Below are 13640 nucleotides of genomic sequence, written 5' to 3'. Positions count from 1 at the left end.
GCGTGCCCCTTCCCCGCCCGGCGCAGGCAAGCTAGGGCCGCGCCATGGCCACGCTTGCCGCCTCGTCGCAGCTGTCCGCCTTGCCGCGCGCCCGCCCGGCCGCGCTTGCCGCCTGGCTTCTCGGCGTTGCCGCCCTCGTCTGGGTCATGGTGGTGGTGGGCGGCATCACCCGTCTCACCGAATCCGGCCTCTCGATCACCGAGTGGAAGCCGGTGACGGGCGCGCTCCCGCCTCTGTCGGACGCCGCCTGGGAAGCGGAGTTCGCGAAGTATCGCGAGACCTACCAGTATGCGGCGCAGAATGCCGGCATGACGCTCTCGGCCTTCAAGGTCATCTACTTCTGGGAATGGTTTCACCGCCTGCTCGGGCGGCTCATCGGCCTTGCCTTCGCCCTGCCGCTCGCCTGGTTCTGGTGGAAGCGGGCCATACCGGCTGGCTATCACGCGCGCCTTCTCGCCCTCCTTGCCCTCGGTGGCCTCCAGGGCGCGATCGGCTGGTGGATGGTGACCTCGGGCCTGTGGACCGGCACCGAGGTGAGCCACGTGCGGCTTTCGGTCCACCTGCTGACCGCGCTCCTCATTCTCGGCGGTCTCGTCTGGACCGCGCTCGACCTCGCCGCGCTTGCGCGTGACCCTGGCGCGCGCCCTGCCCGCCTCACCCCGACTGCGGTTCTCGTGCTCTCGGTCCTTTTCCTCCAGCTGCTGTTCGGCGCCTGGGTCGCGGGGCTCAACGCAGGCTACGTTTCCTCCACCTGGCCGCTCATGAACGGCGACCTGTTCCCGCGCGGCGTCACCTGGGTGGGCTCGCGGACCTTCGTCGACGATCCGTTCCTCACCCACTTCATCCACCGCTGGTGGGCGTTCGTGACCGTCGTCGCGCTGGTGGTGCTCGCCCGGCGCGCCCGCGCCGCCGGCGACCGCGCGGCCTCGGTCGCGCTCCACACGGCGTTCGGCGTGCAGATCCTCCTCGGCATCGCAACGGTCGTCCTCGCCATGCCGCTCTGGGCCGCGGCCTCCCACCAGGCGGTGGGCGCGCTCGTCGTGGCGGCGTCCGCTTGGGCGGCCCATGTCGCCGGCCGGGCGCGCCCTGCCTGACGCGCCTGCGATGACCGCGCTCGTCTCGGTCTACGTCGTGTTCGCCGACCGGGCGGAGGCCGAGCGCATCGCCCGCGAGATGGTCGAGGCGCGCCTCGCCGCCTGCGCCAACCTGCTCGGGCCCTGCCGCTCGATCTACCGCTGGCAGGGCCGGGTCGAGGAGGCCGACGAGGTGCCGGCAATCTTCAAGACCCGCGCCGACCGGGCCGAGGCGCTGATTGCCGCGATCGCCGGGCGCCACGGCTACGAGGTGCCGGCCATCACCGTCTGGCCGGTCGACAGGGCGCTCGAGGCCTATGCCGAATGGGTCAGGCTGGAAGCCGAGGGCACGCCCGCATGAGCGCCGACCGCAACGTGCTGGGCGGCCCGCTCCAGCCCTGCTCGCTCGAGCCTCTGACCGGCTGGCTCAGGGATGGCTGCTGCCGGGCGCTTCCCGGCGACGTTGGCCGCCACCATGTCTGCGCCGAGGTGACGGCCGCATTCCTCGCCTTCTCCGCCGCGCGCGGCAACGATCTCGTGACACCACGGCCCGAGTTCGCCTTCCCGGGGCTGAAGCCGGGGGACCGCTGGTGCCTCTGCAGCGCCCGCTGGGAGGAAGCGCGGCGCGCCGGGGTTGCCCCGCCGGTCGTGCTGGAGGCGACCCATGCGCAGGCCCTCGAGGTGGTGCGGTTGGCCGACCTGCGTGCGCACGCCGCGGAGCCGAGGTAGCATAATACCACAGTCGGAAACGCGCGTCAGGGCTTGCGGTTGCAGCGCGTCAGGACTATGGCGCCGCCCTCGCACGGACGAGAGAGATGCCATGCTGACGCGAAGCACGGCCGCGGTGAAGCCCGCCGAGGTCAACAAGAAGTGGATCCTGATCGATGCCGACGGCCTCGTCGTCGGCCGTCTGGCATCCATCATCGCCAACCGCCTGCGCGGCAAGCACAAGGCCCAGTACAGCCCGCACGTGGACTGCGGCGACAATGTCATCGTGATCAACGCCGAGAAAGTCCGCTTCACCGGCCGCAAGGCCAGCCAGAAGGTCTACTACCGGCACACGGGCTACCCCGGCGGCATCAAGGAGGTGCGGGCCGACAAGCTCCTCGCGGGCCGCTTCCCGGAACGGGTGATCGAGAAGGCTGTCGAGCGGATGATCCCGCGCGGGCCGCTCGGCCGCCGGCAGATGCGCAACCTCCGGGTCTTCCGGGGCCCCGAGCACCCGCACGCCGCGCAGAACCCCGAAGTGCTCGATGTGGCGGCAATGAACCGCAAGAACAAGGTGACGGCATGAGCGAGACCCTCGATACGCTTGCGGCACTTGGCCCTGCCGCTGCCGAGCCGCCCGCTGCCGAGCCGGTGGCGCTCCGGCCGCAGATCCTTGACAAGTTCGGCCGCGCCTACGCGACCGGCCGCCGGAAGGACGCCGTGGCGCGCGTCTGGCTGAAGCCGGGCACGGGGAAGATCGAGGTGAATGGCCGCGACCAGGCGGTCTACTTCGCCCGGCCGACGCTTCGTCTCATCATCAACCAGCCGTTCGACGTGGCCGAGCGGCGCGGGCAGTATGACGTGGTGGCCACCGTCTCCGGTGGCGGCCTTTCCGGCCAGGCCGGGGCCGTCAAGCACGGCATCGCCCAGGCGCTCACCCGCTACGAACCGGCGCTGCGCACCGTCGTGAAGCAGGCCGGCCTCCTTACCCGCGACAGCCGCGTCGTCGAGCGCAAGAAGTACGGCAAGCGCAAGGCCCGCCGCAGCTTCCAGTTCTCGAAGCGCTAGGCGGCCGGAGGCGAGGGCCGCGCCGGAGCGGGCGCGAAGGGCTCTAGGCCGCGGCGGCACCGCTTGGCCTCGGGCCCTCGCGCGCCTATGTCGCTCGCGCGATGCTCGCGCGCCTGGTCCTCCTCCTTGGGCTGATGCTCTCCTGCTGGCATGGCAGGGCCATGGCCGCGAGCGTCTCCGAGCAGCCGAACACCCGGGTCGAGCTCCTCTCGGAGACCCGGACGCCTGCGGCGGGCAGGACCTTCACCGTCGCCGTCTCCATGACCGCGCGCCCGGGCTGGCACACCTACTGGGTCAACCCCGGCGAGGCGGGAATCGAGACGCGGGCCGAATGGCGCCTGCCCGAGGGCGCGCGCGTCTCCGCCTTCCGCTACCCGGTGCCGAAGACCTACCTGGTCGGCGGCATCATGAACCACGTCTTCGAGGGCGAGGCCGTCCTCCTTGCCGACGTGACCCTTCCGGACGAGCTCTCCGGCTCCTTCCCGCTCGGCGTGAAGCTCGACTGGCTGGTCTGCGACGACAGCGTCTGCGTGCCCGAGTCGGCCGAGCTGTCGCTTCCCCTTGCCGTGGGCGACGGCACGCCCGATCCTGCGGTTGCGCCCCGGTTCGCGGCCGCTCGCGCGGCCCTGCCGCTGCCGCCTCCCGACCGGGCGGGGGCGCCATTCACGCTCGCCGACGGCCGGTTCCGCCTGAAGACACCGGTTCCCGCCGCAGACGTGACGGCCGCGCACTTCTTCCCCTACGCGCACGACCTTCTCGTGATGTCCGCCCCGCAGCGGCTTCTCGCGCACGAGGGTACGCTCCTCATCGAGACCGCGGCGGCGGCCAAGCCGGGCCCGGGCGCGTCACCGGCCGGCGGCGTCCTCAGGGTCGAGCGGGCCGACGGTTCGGTCATCGGCTTCGAGCTGGCGCTCGTCGAAGCCGCAGTACCTCCGGGGCAGCCGCTTGCGCCGCCCACAGCGAAGACGGCCGGGGCCGGCTTCTGGAGCGCCTTCGGCCTTGCCCTTCTCGGCGGCCTCCTCCTCAACCTCATGCCCTGCGTCTTCCCGATCCTGTCTCTCAAGGCGATGAGCCTCGCCAAGGCGGGCACCTCACCCGCGGCGGCCCGCACCGAGGGCCTTGCCTATACCGCCGGCGTGGTGCTCGCCTGCCTCGCGCTGGGCGCTGCGGCGATTGCGCTCGCGCGCGCCGGCGCGGGCGCGGGCTGGGCCTTCCAGCTGCAGGACCCGCGCGTCATCCTGCTCCTGATGCTGCTGTGCCTCGCGATCGGCCTCAACTTCGCCGGGCTGTTCGAGCTCAACCTGGGCAGTCTTGCCAGCGCCGGGCCCGCCTCTGCGCGGCCGGGCGCGCGCGGCGCCTTCGGCACCGGCCTGCTGGCCGCCTTCATCGCCACGCCCTGCACGGGCCCGTTCATGGCCGGCGCGCTCGGCGCAGCACTGGTGCTGCCGACGGCAGCCGGGCTTGCGGTGTTCGCAGGCCTGGGGCTGGGGCTTGCCCTCCCCTTCCTGCTCGTCGGCTTCGTTCCCGCGCTCCGCCGGGCCCTGCCCCGGCCGGGCCCCTGGATGCAGAGCTTCCGCCGGCTTCTCGCCATTCCGATGCTCATGACGGCCGTCGCGCTCGCCTGGGTGCTCGGCCGCCAGGCGGGCGTGAACGCGCTGGCCTTCGGCCTGGTCGCAGCCCTTCTCGTCGCGCTGGCGCTCTGGTGGACGGGCCTCCGCCAGGCGCGCCTCGCGTCGGCTGCCGTGCCCGCCCTTCTCTCCCTCGTGGCTGCCCTTGCCGCGCCTGCCCTGCTCCCGCGCCTTCCAGGCGATGGCGCCGCCCACGCGGCGGCGGCAGCGCCGGAGGGCCTGGAGGGCGTGGCCTTCTCGCCGGCTGCGCTTGCCGAACTGACTGCGCGCGGCACGCCCACCTTCCTCTACTTCACCGCCGACTGGTGCATCACCTGCAAGGTGAACGAGCGCGGGGCGCTGGCGAGCCCGCGCGTCGCCGAGGCATTCCGGAAGGCCGGAATCACCGTGATGGTGGGGGACTGGACCCGGCCCGACCCGGAGATCGCCCGCTTCCTCGAATCGCGCGGGCGCGCCGGGATTCCGCTCTATCTCTTCTACGGCGCCAACGGGCAGGTGACGGAGCTTCCCCAGCTTCTTACCGTCGAGATGCTCACAAGCCTTGCAACCTCCGGTTCATCCGCTTCGACCTAGGGAGATGCCCATGACCCGAGTCCTGATGGCTGCCGCCACCGCCGCCGCGCTCGCTGCCTGCGGGCCGTCCGTTGCCGCCCCCACCGTCGGCCAGCCGGCGCCGGCCTTCTCCGCCACCGACAGCAAGGGCAAGACCGTGAGCCTTTCCGACTTCCGCGGGCGCACCGTGGTGCTGGAGTGGTTCAACCCCGAGTGCCCGTTCGTCAAGAAGTTCTACGAGCCGGGCGCCATGCAGAAGCTCCAGGCCGATGCCCGCCGGGACGGGGTGGTCTGGCTGGTGGTCAACAGCGGCGCGCCCGGAAAGCAGGGCCACCTCACGCCCGAGCAGGCCAACGCCTTCATCCGCGCGAACGGGGTTGCCGCGACCGCCTACATCCCCGACCCGAGCGGCACCATCGGCCGCGCGTATGACGCGCGCACCACGCCGCACATGTTCGTGATCGACCCGGCTGGCACGCTGGTCTACGCCGGAGGCATCGACGACATCCAGTCGGCGAACAGCGCCGACATCGCCAAGGCGCGCAACTTCGTGACGCTTGCGCTCGCCGACCTCAAGGCCGGCCGTCCCGTCGCCAACCCCACCAGCCGGCCCTATGGCTGCTCCGTCAAATACTGAGCAGGCCCTGGCCGAGACCGGCCCCGACCTCGACTCGCTCGTTGCCCGCTGGCGGGCCTATGTGCAGTCGCACGACCGGCAGGCGCTGTGGGACTGGCTCCACCCGGAAGCCGTGTTCGAAAGCCCGGTGGTCCACACGCCCCAGCGCGGTCGCGACATCGTCTTCCGCTACCTGACGAGCGCGGACCAGGTGCTTGGCGGGCCGGGCTTCCGCTACGTCGGCGAGTGGCGGGGGCCACGGAGCGTCGTGCTCGAGTTCGAGCAGGAGGTGGAGGGCCTCCACGTCAACGGCATCGACATGATCACCTGGGATGCGGCGGGGCGCATCACCCACTTCACGGTGATGGTGCGGCCGCTCAAGGCCATCAACCTCCTCCACCGGCTGATGGGCGAACAGCTCCAGAAGGCGGCGGCCCAGGCCTGACCGCGGGCCTCCCGCGCGCGCCGGGGCGGGCTAGGGCAGGCGCCGTAGCGGGCCGGCGAGGGCAGCGGAGCGGGATTGGAGGGAGTGCGCCCGCCGACTGCGCCGGCTCCTCGCCCTCGCCCGTGCCGCAGCCGAGCCGCCCGGCCCCGCGGGGGCGCACTCAGCCCCGCGGAGGCGCCACCACGCGGATCGAGAGTTCCCGGAGCTGCCGCTCGCTCACTTCCGAGGGTGCGCCCATCATCAGGTCCTCGGCCTTCTGGTTCATCGGAAAGACCACCACTTCCCTAAGGTTCGGCTCGTCGGCAAGCAGCATCACGATCCGGTCCACGCCGGGCGCCGAGCCGCCGTGCGGCGGCGCGCCGTATTTCAGCGCGTTGATCATGCCGGAGAAGCGCCGGTCCACTTCGTCCGGCCCGTAGCCGGCAATCGCGAAGGCCTTGTACATGATGTCGGGCCGGTGGTTGCGGATGGCGCCCGACGACAGTTCGACCCCGTTGCACACGATGTCGTACTGGTAGGCGAGGATCTCGAGCGGATCCCTGGTCTCGAGCGCCTCGAGGCCGCCCTGCGGCATCGAGAAGGGGTTGTGGCTGAACGCGATCTTCCCGGTCTCGGGATCCCGCTCGTACATCGGGAAGTCGACGATCCAGCAGAAGCGGAAGGCGTCGCGCTCGACGAGGGCGAGCGCCTCGCCGACGCGCGTGCGGGCAAGGCCGGCGAGCTTCGCCGCGGCGGCCTCCTCGCCGGCGGCGAAGAAGCAGCCATCGTCCGGCCCGAGGCCGAGCGCCTCCCAGAGCGCCCGCGTCGCCTCCTCGCCGTGGTTCTTCGCAATGGGGCCGCCGAAGACACCGCCCTTGGCCGTGACATAGCCGAGGCCGGGGAAGCCCTCGTCGCGCGCCCAGGCGTTCATGTCATCGAAGAAGCTGCGCGGCCGGTCGGCGGTTCCCGGCGCGGGGATGGCCCGCACCACGCCACCGCCGTCCACGACCCGGGCGAAGAGGGAGAAGCCGGACCCGCGGAACGCATCGGTCGCGTCACGGATGACGAGCGGGTTCCGAAGGTCGGGCTTGTCGGTGCCGTAGCGCAGCATCGCCTCGGCATAGGGGATGCGCGGGAACGGCGGCTGCGTCACCGCCCAGGGCGCCGCTCGGCGGAAGCCGGCGAACTCCTCGAACACCCCGGCCAGCACCGGCTCGATCGCGGCGAAGACGTCCTCCTGGGTGACGAAGCTCATCTCGAAGTCGAGCTGGTAGAATTCGCCAGGCGAGCGGTCGGCGCGGGCGTCCTCGTCACGGAAGCAGGGCGCGATCTGGAAGTAGCGGTCGAAGCCCGCCACCATCAGCAGCTGCTTGAACATCTGCGGTGCCTGCGGAAGCGCGTAGAACTTCCCCGGGTGCAGCCGGGAGGGCACGAGGAAGTCCCGCGCGCCTTCAGGGCTCGAGGCGGTCAGGATGGGCGTCTGGAACTCGGTGAAGCCCGCCTCCATCATCCGCCGCCGGAGCGAGGCAATGACGGCCGAGCGCAGCATGATGTTCTGGTGCAGCCGCTCGCGCCGGAGGTCGAGGAAGCGGTAGCGCAGCCGGATCTCCTCGGGGTAGTCGGCTTCGGTCGCGACCGGCATGGGGAGCTCGGCGGCTTCCGACTGCACGACCACCTCACGGACCCTCACCTCGACCGCGCCGGTGGGAAGCGCTGCGTTCACCGTCTCGGGCGTGCGGGCGACCACCTCGCCTGTCACGGTGATGACCGATTCGAGCCGCACGTGCTCAAGCAGCCGCAGCGCCTCGGAGCCGGCAGTGGCAACGAGCTGGGTGATGCCGAAGTGATCGCGCAGGTCGACGAAGAGCAGGCCGCCGTGGTCGCGGCGGCGGTGGACCCAGCCGGACAGCCTGACGGTCTGGCCGACATGATCGGTGCGGAGCGCCGCGCAGTGGTGCGTGCGGTAAGGCGGGAGCGGGCCTAAGGGAGATGACATGCGCCGCGCTTCAACGGGGCCGGGGGGCGCTTTGTCAAGGCAGCGGCAGCGGGCTAGGAGTGCCCCGTGCGCATCCACCCCCCCATCGCCGACCAGGAGCGGCTTGCTGACCTCATGGCGCGGATGGGCCAGGCGGAGTTCATCGCGGTCGACACCGAGTTCATCCGCGAGAACAGCTACTGGCCCGAGCTCTGTCTCATCCAGGTGGCGACCGCCGAGGAGGCGGCCGTCATCGATCCGTTGGCCGAGGGACTCGACCTCGCGCCCTTCCTCGACCTTCTGGGCAAGGACGATCTCCTCAAGGTCATGCATGCGGGCAGCCAGGACATCGAGATCTTCTTCAACCTGACCGGGCGCGTGCCGCAGCCGCTCTTCGACACCCAGGTGGCCGCCATGGCGCTCGGCCTCGGCGAACAGGCCTCCTATGCGCACCTTGTCGCGCACTTCACCGGCCACGCCATCGACAAGGGCGCCCGCTTCACCGACTGGGCGCGCCGGCCGCTGAGCGACCGGCAGCTCCAGTACGCCATCGGCGACGTGACGCATCTCGCCGAGCTCTTCCCGCGGATGCTGGATGCGCTCCGGAAGAGCGGCCGGGGCGCCTGGCTCGACGAGGAGATGGCGCGCCTCGTCGACCCGGCGAACTACCGGGTGGACCCCGAGACCGCGTGGCAGCGCCTGAAGCTTCCCGGCCGCAAGCCCGAGGTGCTCGGCCGCCTCAAGGCCCTTGCCGCCTGGCGCGAGCGGGAGGCGATGGACAAGAACGTGCCCCGCGGCCGGATCGCCAAGGACGAGACGCTGCTCGACCTCGCCGCCCACCCGCCCGCAACCCAGGCCGAGCTCGCGCGCGTGCGCGGGCTCTCGCCGGCGTGGCAGACCAACGCGATCGGCCAGCGGCTGATGGCGGCGCTTGCCGCAGCCGCACCCTTCGTGCCGGAGGAGCCGGTGCGCGAGCCGCGCCCCGGGCTTTCGACCAACGCCGCGCTGGTGGCCGACCTGCTCAAGCTTTTGCTCAAGATCCGGGCGAAGGAGGCCGGCGTGGCCCCGCGTCTCCTTGCGCGCAGCGAGGAAATGGAGGCGCTTGCCGCTGGCGTGCGCGAAGGGCTTCCCATCCTCGAGGGGTGGCGGCGCGAACTCTTCGGCGAGGATGCGCTCGCCCTCGTCGAAGGCCGGCTCGGCTTCGTCATCGAGAACGGGCGCGTGCGGATGCTGCCGGCAGCCGACCTCAGGCCAGCCGCAGCACCGGCTCCAGCTGAAGCGCCTCGGCGAGGAGACGATGGCGCCGCGCGACCGCCTCGCCGTAGAGCGCGGCCGACGCGCGCGGAAGGCTGAGGCGCAGCTCGCGCCCGGCAACGCCGATTGCGGAGCCGGCCAGCGCCTCCGCCGTGCCGCCGCCAAGCCGCTGGGCGAGCCGGAGCGCAAGGCCCCACAGGCGCGCCCGGGCAAGCGCCTCGGGTGAGGCCAGCCGCGCCAGTGGCTCGAGGAGCGGGTGGGGCACCGCGCCTCCGTTCGCCACGAACAGCGCGAGCGCGAGCATGGCCCGCTCGCCGGCCTCGATCCCGACCCAGTTGCCGTGGAGCGCGATGTCGAACCCGCGCTCCGCCCGCAGGTCGGGGTGCGCGCGCCAGGCGACGTCGGCAAGGAGGCAGGCCGCCTGCCGGATGCGCCGCAGCGGCGCAGGCTCGCTGCCGAGGAGACCATCGGTCCAGGCGAGGAGGACATCGCCCACGGCAGAGTCGCGTCCGTCGGAAAAGCGTCCGGCGCGGTGCGCTTCGGCGCGCGCCGCCGCCAGCAGCGGATCCTCCGCCTTCGCCGCCTCGGGCAGGGAAAGGTAGAGCAGGCCCTCCCTGAGGCCGTAGGCCGAGGCGATGATCGCAGAGGAGGAGAGGCGCTCGGTGACGGCGCGCAAAAGGTGCGCCGCCCCGGGAAGCTGGGGCACGCGCGCGGAGGAGATGCTGGGCACGTCGCGCAGCGACTTGAGCGAGATCCGCGCCAGCGTGCGCACCAGGCGGGAGGCAGCGTCGGGCTCCATGACGTGATGGTGGACGACGGGCAGTGGCCAGTCGGTCAGGTGCATGTGGAGCTGGGCGAGCGCGCGCCAGCTTCCGCCGACCATGTAGAAGGGGCGCCCCGTGCCCAGCCGCTGCCAGTCCACGGCCTCGAGGGCCTCGGTCACGAACCGTGCCAGCGCCCGCGCGCCCCCCTTCCTCCGCGCAGCATCGAGGCGCAGCGCCCCGAGCTTCAGCGAGACCCGCTCATGCGCCTCCCCTCCGGCCACGCGCACGAGCTCGAGCGAGCCGCCGCCGAGATCTCCCACCACGCCGTTGGCGTCGGGAATGCCGGCAATCACGCCGAAGGCCGCCGCGCGCGCCTCGGTCTCGCCGTCGATCACTTCCACCTCGAGGCCCGTCTCCGCACGCACCCGGGCGACGAACTCCGCGCCGTTCACGGCCTCCCGCACGGCGGCCGTCGCCACCGCCCGCAGGCTGTCGACCTGCATGGCGCGCGCAAGCAGCGCGAAGCGGGCGAGCGCGGCAACCGCCACCTCCACCGTGTCGGGCGCGAGCACGCCGGTCGCCGCCACCCCGCGCCCGAGGCCGGCCATCACCTTCTCGTTGAAGAGGATCGGGGCCGCCCGGGACAGGCCATGGTAGACGACAAGCCTGACCGAGTTGGAGCCGATGTCGATGATGGCAATCCGCGGCGAGGCAGGGTCGGCACGAAGGCCGCGCTCCGGCTCGTCGACCGCGGCAGCCAGGCGGGCGTCCATGGCTTCAGGCAGGGACGCCGAGCGCCGCGCGCACCTGCGCGCGCATGGCCTCGAGCGCCTCGGCCGCGCGGGCGCCGTCTGGGCCACCGGCCTGGGCCATGTCGGGTCGGCCGCCGCCGCCCTGGCCACCGAGTGCAGCGGCCGCCGTGCGCACGAGGTCGACCGCCGAGACCGTGCCGACGAGATCGTCGGTGACACCGGCCACCACGCTCGCGCGCCCGTCGTTGACGGCCACATAGGCCACCACGCCGGAGCCGAGCTTGGCCTTGGCTTCGTCCACCAGCCCCTTCAGCGCGCGCGGCTCGACCCCCTGGACGCAGCGGCCGAGGAAGTCGACGGCTCCGATGCGCTCGACCGGATCGCCCTGGGCCGGGCCGGCCAGCGCAAGCGCCTTGCGCGCCTCGGCCAGCTCCCGCTCGAGCCGCCGGACCGTCTCGGCAAGTGCCGCAGCGCGCGCTTCCGCTTCCTCCGGCGCCACCTTGAGGCTGGCGGCGATGCGCTTCAGCGCCTCCTCGCGGGCCAGCAGGTGCCGGCGCGCGCCCTCGCCCGTCATCGCCTCGATCCGGCGCACGCCTGCGGCCACCGCGGACTCCGAGACGATGCGGAACAGGCCGATGTCACCGGTCGCCGAGACGTGGGTACCCCCGCACAGCTCGACCGAGAAGGGCCTGCCGCCCTCGGCGCGAGGCCGGCCGAGCCCAAGCACCCGCACTTCCTCGCCATATTTCTCGCCGAAGAGGGCGAGCGCGCCAGCCTCGATCGCCGCCTCGGGCGTCATGAGCCGGGTGGTGGCGGGCACGTTCGCCCGGATCTCGGCGTTGACCAGGTCCTCGATGGCCGCCAGTTCCTCGGGCGTCAGGGCCTTCGGGTGCGAGAAGTCGAACCGAAGCCGGTCTGGCGCCACCAGCGAGCCCTTCTGGGTGACGTGCGGCCCGAGAACGTCGCGGAGCGCGGCATGCAGCAGGTGCGTGGCCGAATGGTTGGCGCGAATGGCAGCCCGCCGCTCGGCATCGACCGCAAGCCGCACCGGCTGTCCCACGCGCACGATGCCGCTTTCGACAACGCCTTCATGGGCGTGGAGGCGGCCGAGCGGCTTCTGCGTGTCGGCCACCCGGATCACGAGACCGCCCTCGCCGGTGATGGTGCCGCTGTCGCCCACCTGGCCGCCGGACTCGGCGTAGAAGGGCGTCTGGTTGGCGAGCAGGATCACCCGGTCACCGGCCCTGGCCTCGGTCACCTCGGCGCCGTCGCGGACCAGCGCCGTCACCACGCCCTCGGCCTCGGTGGTGGCGTAGCCGACGAAGTCGGTGGCACCCAGCCGCTCGGCGAGGTCGAACCAGAGCGCCTCCGCGCCCCGCTCGCCCGAGCCTGCCCAGGCCGCCCGCGCCCGCGCGCGCTGCTCGGCCATCGCCGCCTCGAAGCCGGCGCGGTCCACGCCCAGGCCTTGGGCGCGCAGCGCATCCTCGGTGAGGTCGAGCGGGAAGCCGTAGGTGTCGTAGAGCCGGAAGGCGAGCTCGCCCGGCAGCACCGCGCCCGGCGCAAGGCCGGCAGTTGCCTCCTCAAGGAGCTTCAGGCCCTTCTCGAGCGTCTGGCGGAAGCGCGTCTCCTCGAGCTTGAGCGTCTCCTCGACGAGCGGCTGGGCGCGGGCGAGCTCCGGGTAGGCCGCTCCCATGGCGCGGACGAGCGCCGGCACCAGCCGGTGCATGAGCGGCTCCTTCGCGCCGAGCAGATGGGCGTGGCGCATGGCCCGGCGCATGATGCGCCGGAGCACGTAGCCGCGCCCCTCGTTGGCCGGGAGCACGCCGTCGGCAATCAGGAAGCCGCTTGCCCTGAGATGGTCGGCGATCACCCGGTGCGAAGCGGCATGGGGCGGCGTGTCGACCCTCGTGCCCGTCAGCTCGCCGGAGGCCTCGATCAGCGTGCGGAAGGTGTCGGTCGCGAAGTTGTCGTGCGTGCCCTGGAGCACGGCGGCGATGCGCTCGAGGCCCATGCCGGTGTCGATCGAGGGCTTCGGCAGCGGCACGCGGCGGCCGTCGGCCTGCTGGTCGAACTGCATGAACACGAGGTTCCAGATCTCGACGAAGCGGTCGCCGTCGGCATCGGGGCTCCCCGGAGGCCCGCCGGGGATGCCAGGCCCATGGTCGTAGAAGATCTCCGAGCAGGGGCCGCACGGGCCGGTGTCGCCCATGGACCAGAAGTTGTCGGACGAGGCGATGCGGACGATCCGCTCCTCGGGCAGCCCCGAGATGCGGCGCCAGAGCGCATGGGCCTCGTCATCGTCGTGATAGACGGTGACGGTCAGCCGCTCGGCGGGAATGCCCCAGGTGCCGGTGAGCAGCTCCCAGGCAAGCCGGATGGCTTCTTCCTTGAAGTAGTCGCCGAAGGAGAAGTTCCCCAGCATCTCGAAGAAGGTGTGGTGCCGGGCGGTGAAGCCGACGTTGTCGAGATCGTTGTGCTTGCCGCCGGCGCGCACGCACTTCTGGGCGGAGGCGGCGGTCAGGTAGGGCCGCGTCTCGAGGCCGGTGAAGACGTTCTTGAACGGCACCATCCCGGCGTTCACGAACATGAGCGTCGGGTCGTTGCGCGGCACGAGAGGCGCCGAGGGCACGATCGCGTGGCCATGGCGCGCGAAGTGGGCGAGGAATTCTCGCCGGATCTCGTCGGTCGATGTCATGCCTCGTCCAGCGCTGGCGTCGGTCGCCGTTCCATAGGGCCGCCAGGGAAGCGCGCGCAAGGCGGCCCCTTGAAGCCCGGCCCTCCTCTCCTATCTGACAGGTGTCGGACGCCGGTGCCCGGATGGGGCCG

Annotated in this window: 12 protein-coding genes; 9 read left to right on the top strand and 3 right to left on the bottom strand. The window is 72.1% G+C overall.

Features of this window, described 5'->3' with window-relative positions:
* Positions 1-44: 44 nt before the first annotated feature.
* The 8 genes from H3H34_RS03105 (at position 45) to H3H34_RS03070 (ending at position 6090) form a co-directional block, all read left to right on the top strand.
* On the top strand, positions 45-1094 hold the full coding sequence (locus tag H3H34_RS03105) for a COX15/CtaA family protein (protein ID WP_194743766.1): 1050 nt from the start codon (positions 45-47) through the stop codon (positions 1092-1094).
* 10 nt (positions 1095-1104) lie between these two features.
* Complete coding sequence (gene cutA / locus H3H34_RS03100; protein WP_194743765.1) at positions 1105-1434, top strand: divalent-cation tolerance protein CutA; 330 nt, start codon at positions 1105-1107, stop codon at positions 1432-1434.
* Positions 1431-1802, top strand: coding sequence for a DUF2237 family protein (locus tag H3H34_RS03095; protein WP_194743764.1), 372 nt, complete (start codon positions 1431-1433; stop codon positions 1800-1802). Before cutA ends, H3H34_RS03095 begins: the two co-directional genes overlap by 4 nt.
* Before the next feature lie 91 nt (positions 1803-1893).
* On the top strand, positions 1894-2367 hold the full coding sequence (gene rplM / locus H3H34_RS03090) for a 50S ribosomal protein L13 (protein ID WP_194743763.1): 474 nt from the start codon (positions 1894-1896) through the stop codon (positions 2365-2367).
* Positions 2364-2849: a 30S ribosomal protein S9 gene (gene rpsI / locus H3H34_RS03085; protein WP_194743762.1), complete on the top strand. Its 486-nt coding sequence runs from the start codon at positions 2364-2366 to the stop codon at positions 2847-2849. The genes rplM and rpsI overlap by 4 nt, the downstream gene beginning before the upstream one ends.
* A 101-nt stretch (positions 2850-2950) precedes the next feature.
* A complete protein-coding gene (locus H3H34_RS03080; protein ID WP_194743761.1) occupies positions 2951-5050 on the top strand; it encodes a protein-disulfide reductase DsbD family protein in 2100 nt (699 codons plus the stop codon).
* A 4-nt stretch (positions 5051-5054) separates the two neighbouring features.
* Entirely contained in the window at positions 5055-5666 is a 612-nt protein-coding gene (locus H3H34_RS03075) for a thioredoxin family protein (RefSeq protein WP_235983257.1), read from the top strand.
* Positions 5644-6090 (top strand): nuclear transport factor 2 family protein, encoded by a 447-nt coding sequence (locus H3H34_RS03070; protein ID WP_235945251.1) that lies wholly within the window; start codon positions 5644-5646, stop codon positions 6088-6090. Before H3H34_RS03075 ends, H3H34_RS03070 begins: the two co-directional genes overlap by 23 nt.
* Positions 6091-6250: 160 nt before the next feature.
* On the opposite strand, the gene aspS is transcribed toward H3H34_RS03070, so the two are convergent.
* A complete protein-coding gene (aspS, locus tag H3H34_RS03065; protein ID WP_194743759.1) occupies positions 6251-8065 on the bottom strand; it encodes an aspartate--tRNA ligase in 1815 nt (604 codons plus the stop codon).
* A gap of 66 nt (positions 8066-8131) precedes the next feature.
* On the opposite strand from aspS, the gene rnd reads away from it, so the two are divergent.
* Positions 8132-9397 (top strand): ribonuclease D, encoded by a 1266-nt coding sequence (gene rnd, locus H3H34_RS03060; protein WP_194743758.1) that lies wholly within the window; start codon positions 8132-8134, stop codon positions 9395-9397.
* Here rnd and H3H34_RS03055 read toward each other — a convergent pair.
* Both H3H34_RS03055 and alaS read right to left on the bottom strand, forming a co-directional pair.
* Entirely contained in the window at positions 9291-10835 is a 1545-nt protein-coding gene (locus H3H34_RS03055) for a Ppx/GppA family phosphatase (RefSeq protein ID WP_194743757.1), read from the bottom strand. The two genes, rnd and H3H34_RS03055, sit on opposite strands and share 107 nt — an antisense overlap.
* Positions 10836-10839: 4 nt before the next feature.
* Positions 10840-13509 (bottom strand): alanine--tRNA ligase, encoded by a 2670-nt coding sequence (gene alaS / locus H3H34_RS03050; RefSeq protein ID WP_194743756.1) that lies wholly within the window; start codon positions 13507-13509, stop codon positions 10840-10842.
* Positions 13510-13640: the final 131 nt, after the last annotated feature.

The organism is Thermaurantiacus tibetensis (genome assembly GCF_015354055.1).
GTDB classification, from domain to species: Bacteria; Pseudomonadota; Alphaproteobacteria; order Sphingomonadales; family Sphingomonadaceae; genus Thermaurantiacus; species Thermaurantiacus tibetensis.
This window is presented reverse-complemented; position numbering and strand designations above follow the sequence as displayed.

Coding starts and splice junctions, on each gene's coding strand:
- H3H34_RS03105 (WP_194743766.1), top strand. CDS start 45: ATGGCCACGCTTGCCGCCTCGTCGCAGCTGTCCGCCTTGCCGCGCGCC.
- cutA (WP_194743765.1), top strand. CDS start 1,105: ATGACCGCGCTCGTCTCGGTCTACGTCGTGTTCGCCGACCGGGCGGAG.
- H3H34_RS03095 (WP_194743764.1), top strand. CDS start 1,431: ATGAGCGCCGACCGCAACGTGCTGGGCGGCCCGCTCCAGCCCTGCTCG.
- rplM (WP_194743763.1), top strand. CDS start 1,894: ATGCTGACGCGAAGCACGGCCGCGGTGAAGCCCGCCGAGGTCAACAAG.
- rpsI (WP_194743762.1), top strand. CDS start 2,364: ATGAGCGAGACCCTCGATACGCTTGCGGCACTTGGCCCTGCCGCTGCC.
- H3H34_RS03080 (WP_194743761.1), top strand. CDS start 2,951: ATGCTCGCGCGCCTGGTCCTCCTCCTTGGGCTGATGCTCTCCTGCTGG.
- H3H34_RS03075 (WP_235983257.1), top strand. CDS start 5,055: ATGCCCATGACCCGAGTCCTGATGGCTGCCGCCACCGCCGCCGCGCTC.
- H3H34_RS03070 (WP_235945251.1), top strand. CDS start 5,644: ATGGCTGCTCCGTCAAATACTGAGCAGGCCCTGGCCGAGACCGGCCCC.
- aspS (WP_194743759.1), bottom strand. CDS start 8,065: ATGTCATCTCCCTTAGGCCCGCTCCCGCCTTACCGCACGCACCACTGC.
- H3H34_RS03055 (WP_194743757.1), bottom strand. CDS start 10,835: ATGGACGCCCGCCTGGCTGCCGCGGTCGACGAGCCGGAGCGCGGCCTT.
- alaS (WP_194743756.1), bottom strand. CDS start 13,509: ATGACATCGACCGACGAGATCCGGCGAGAATTCCTCGCCCACTTCGCG.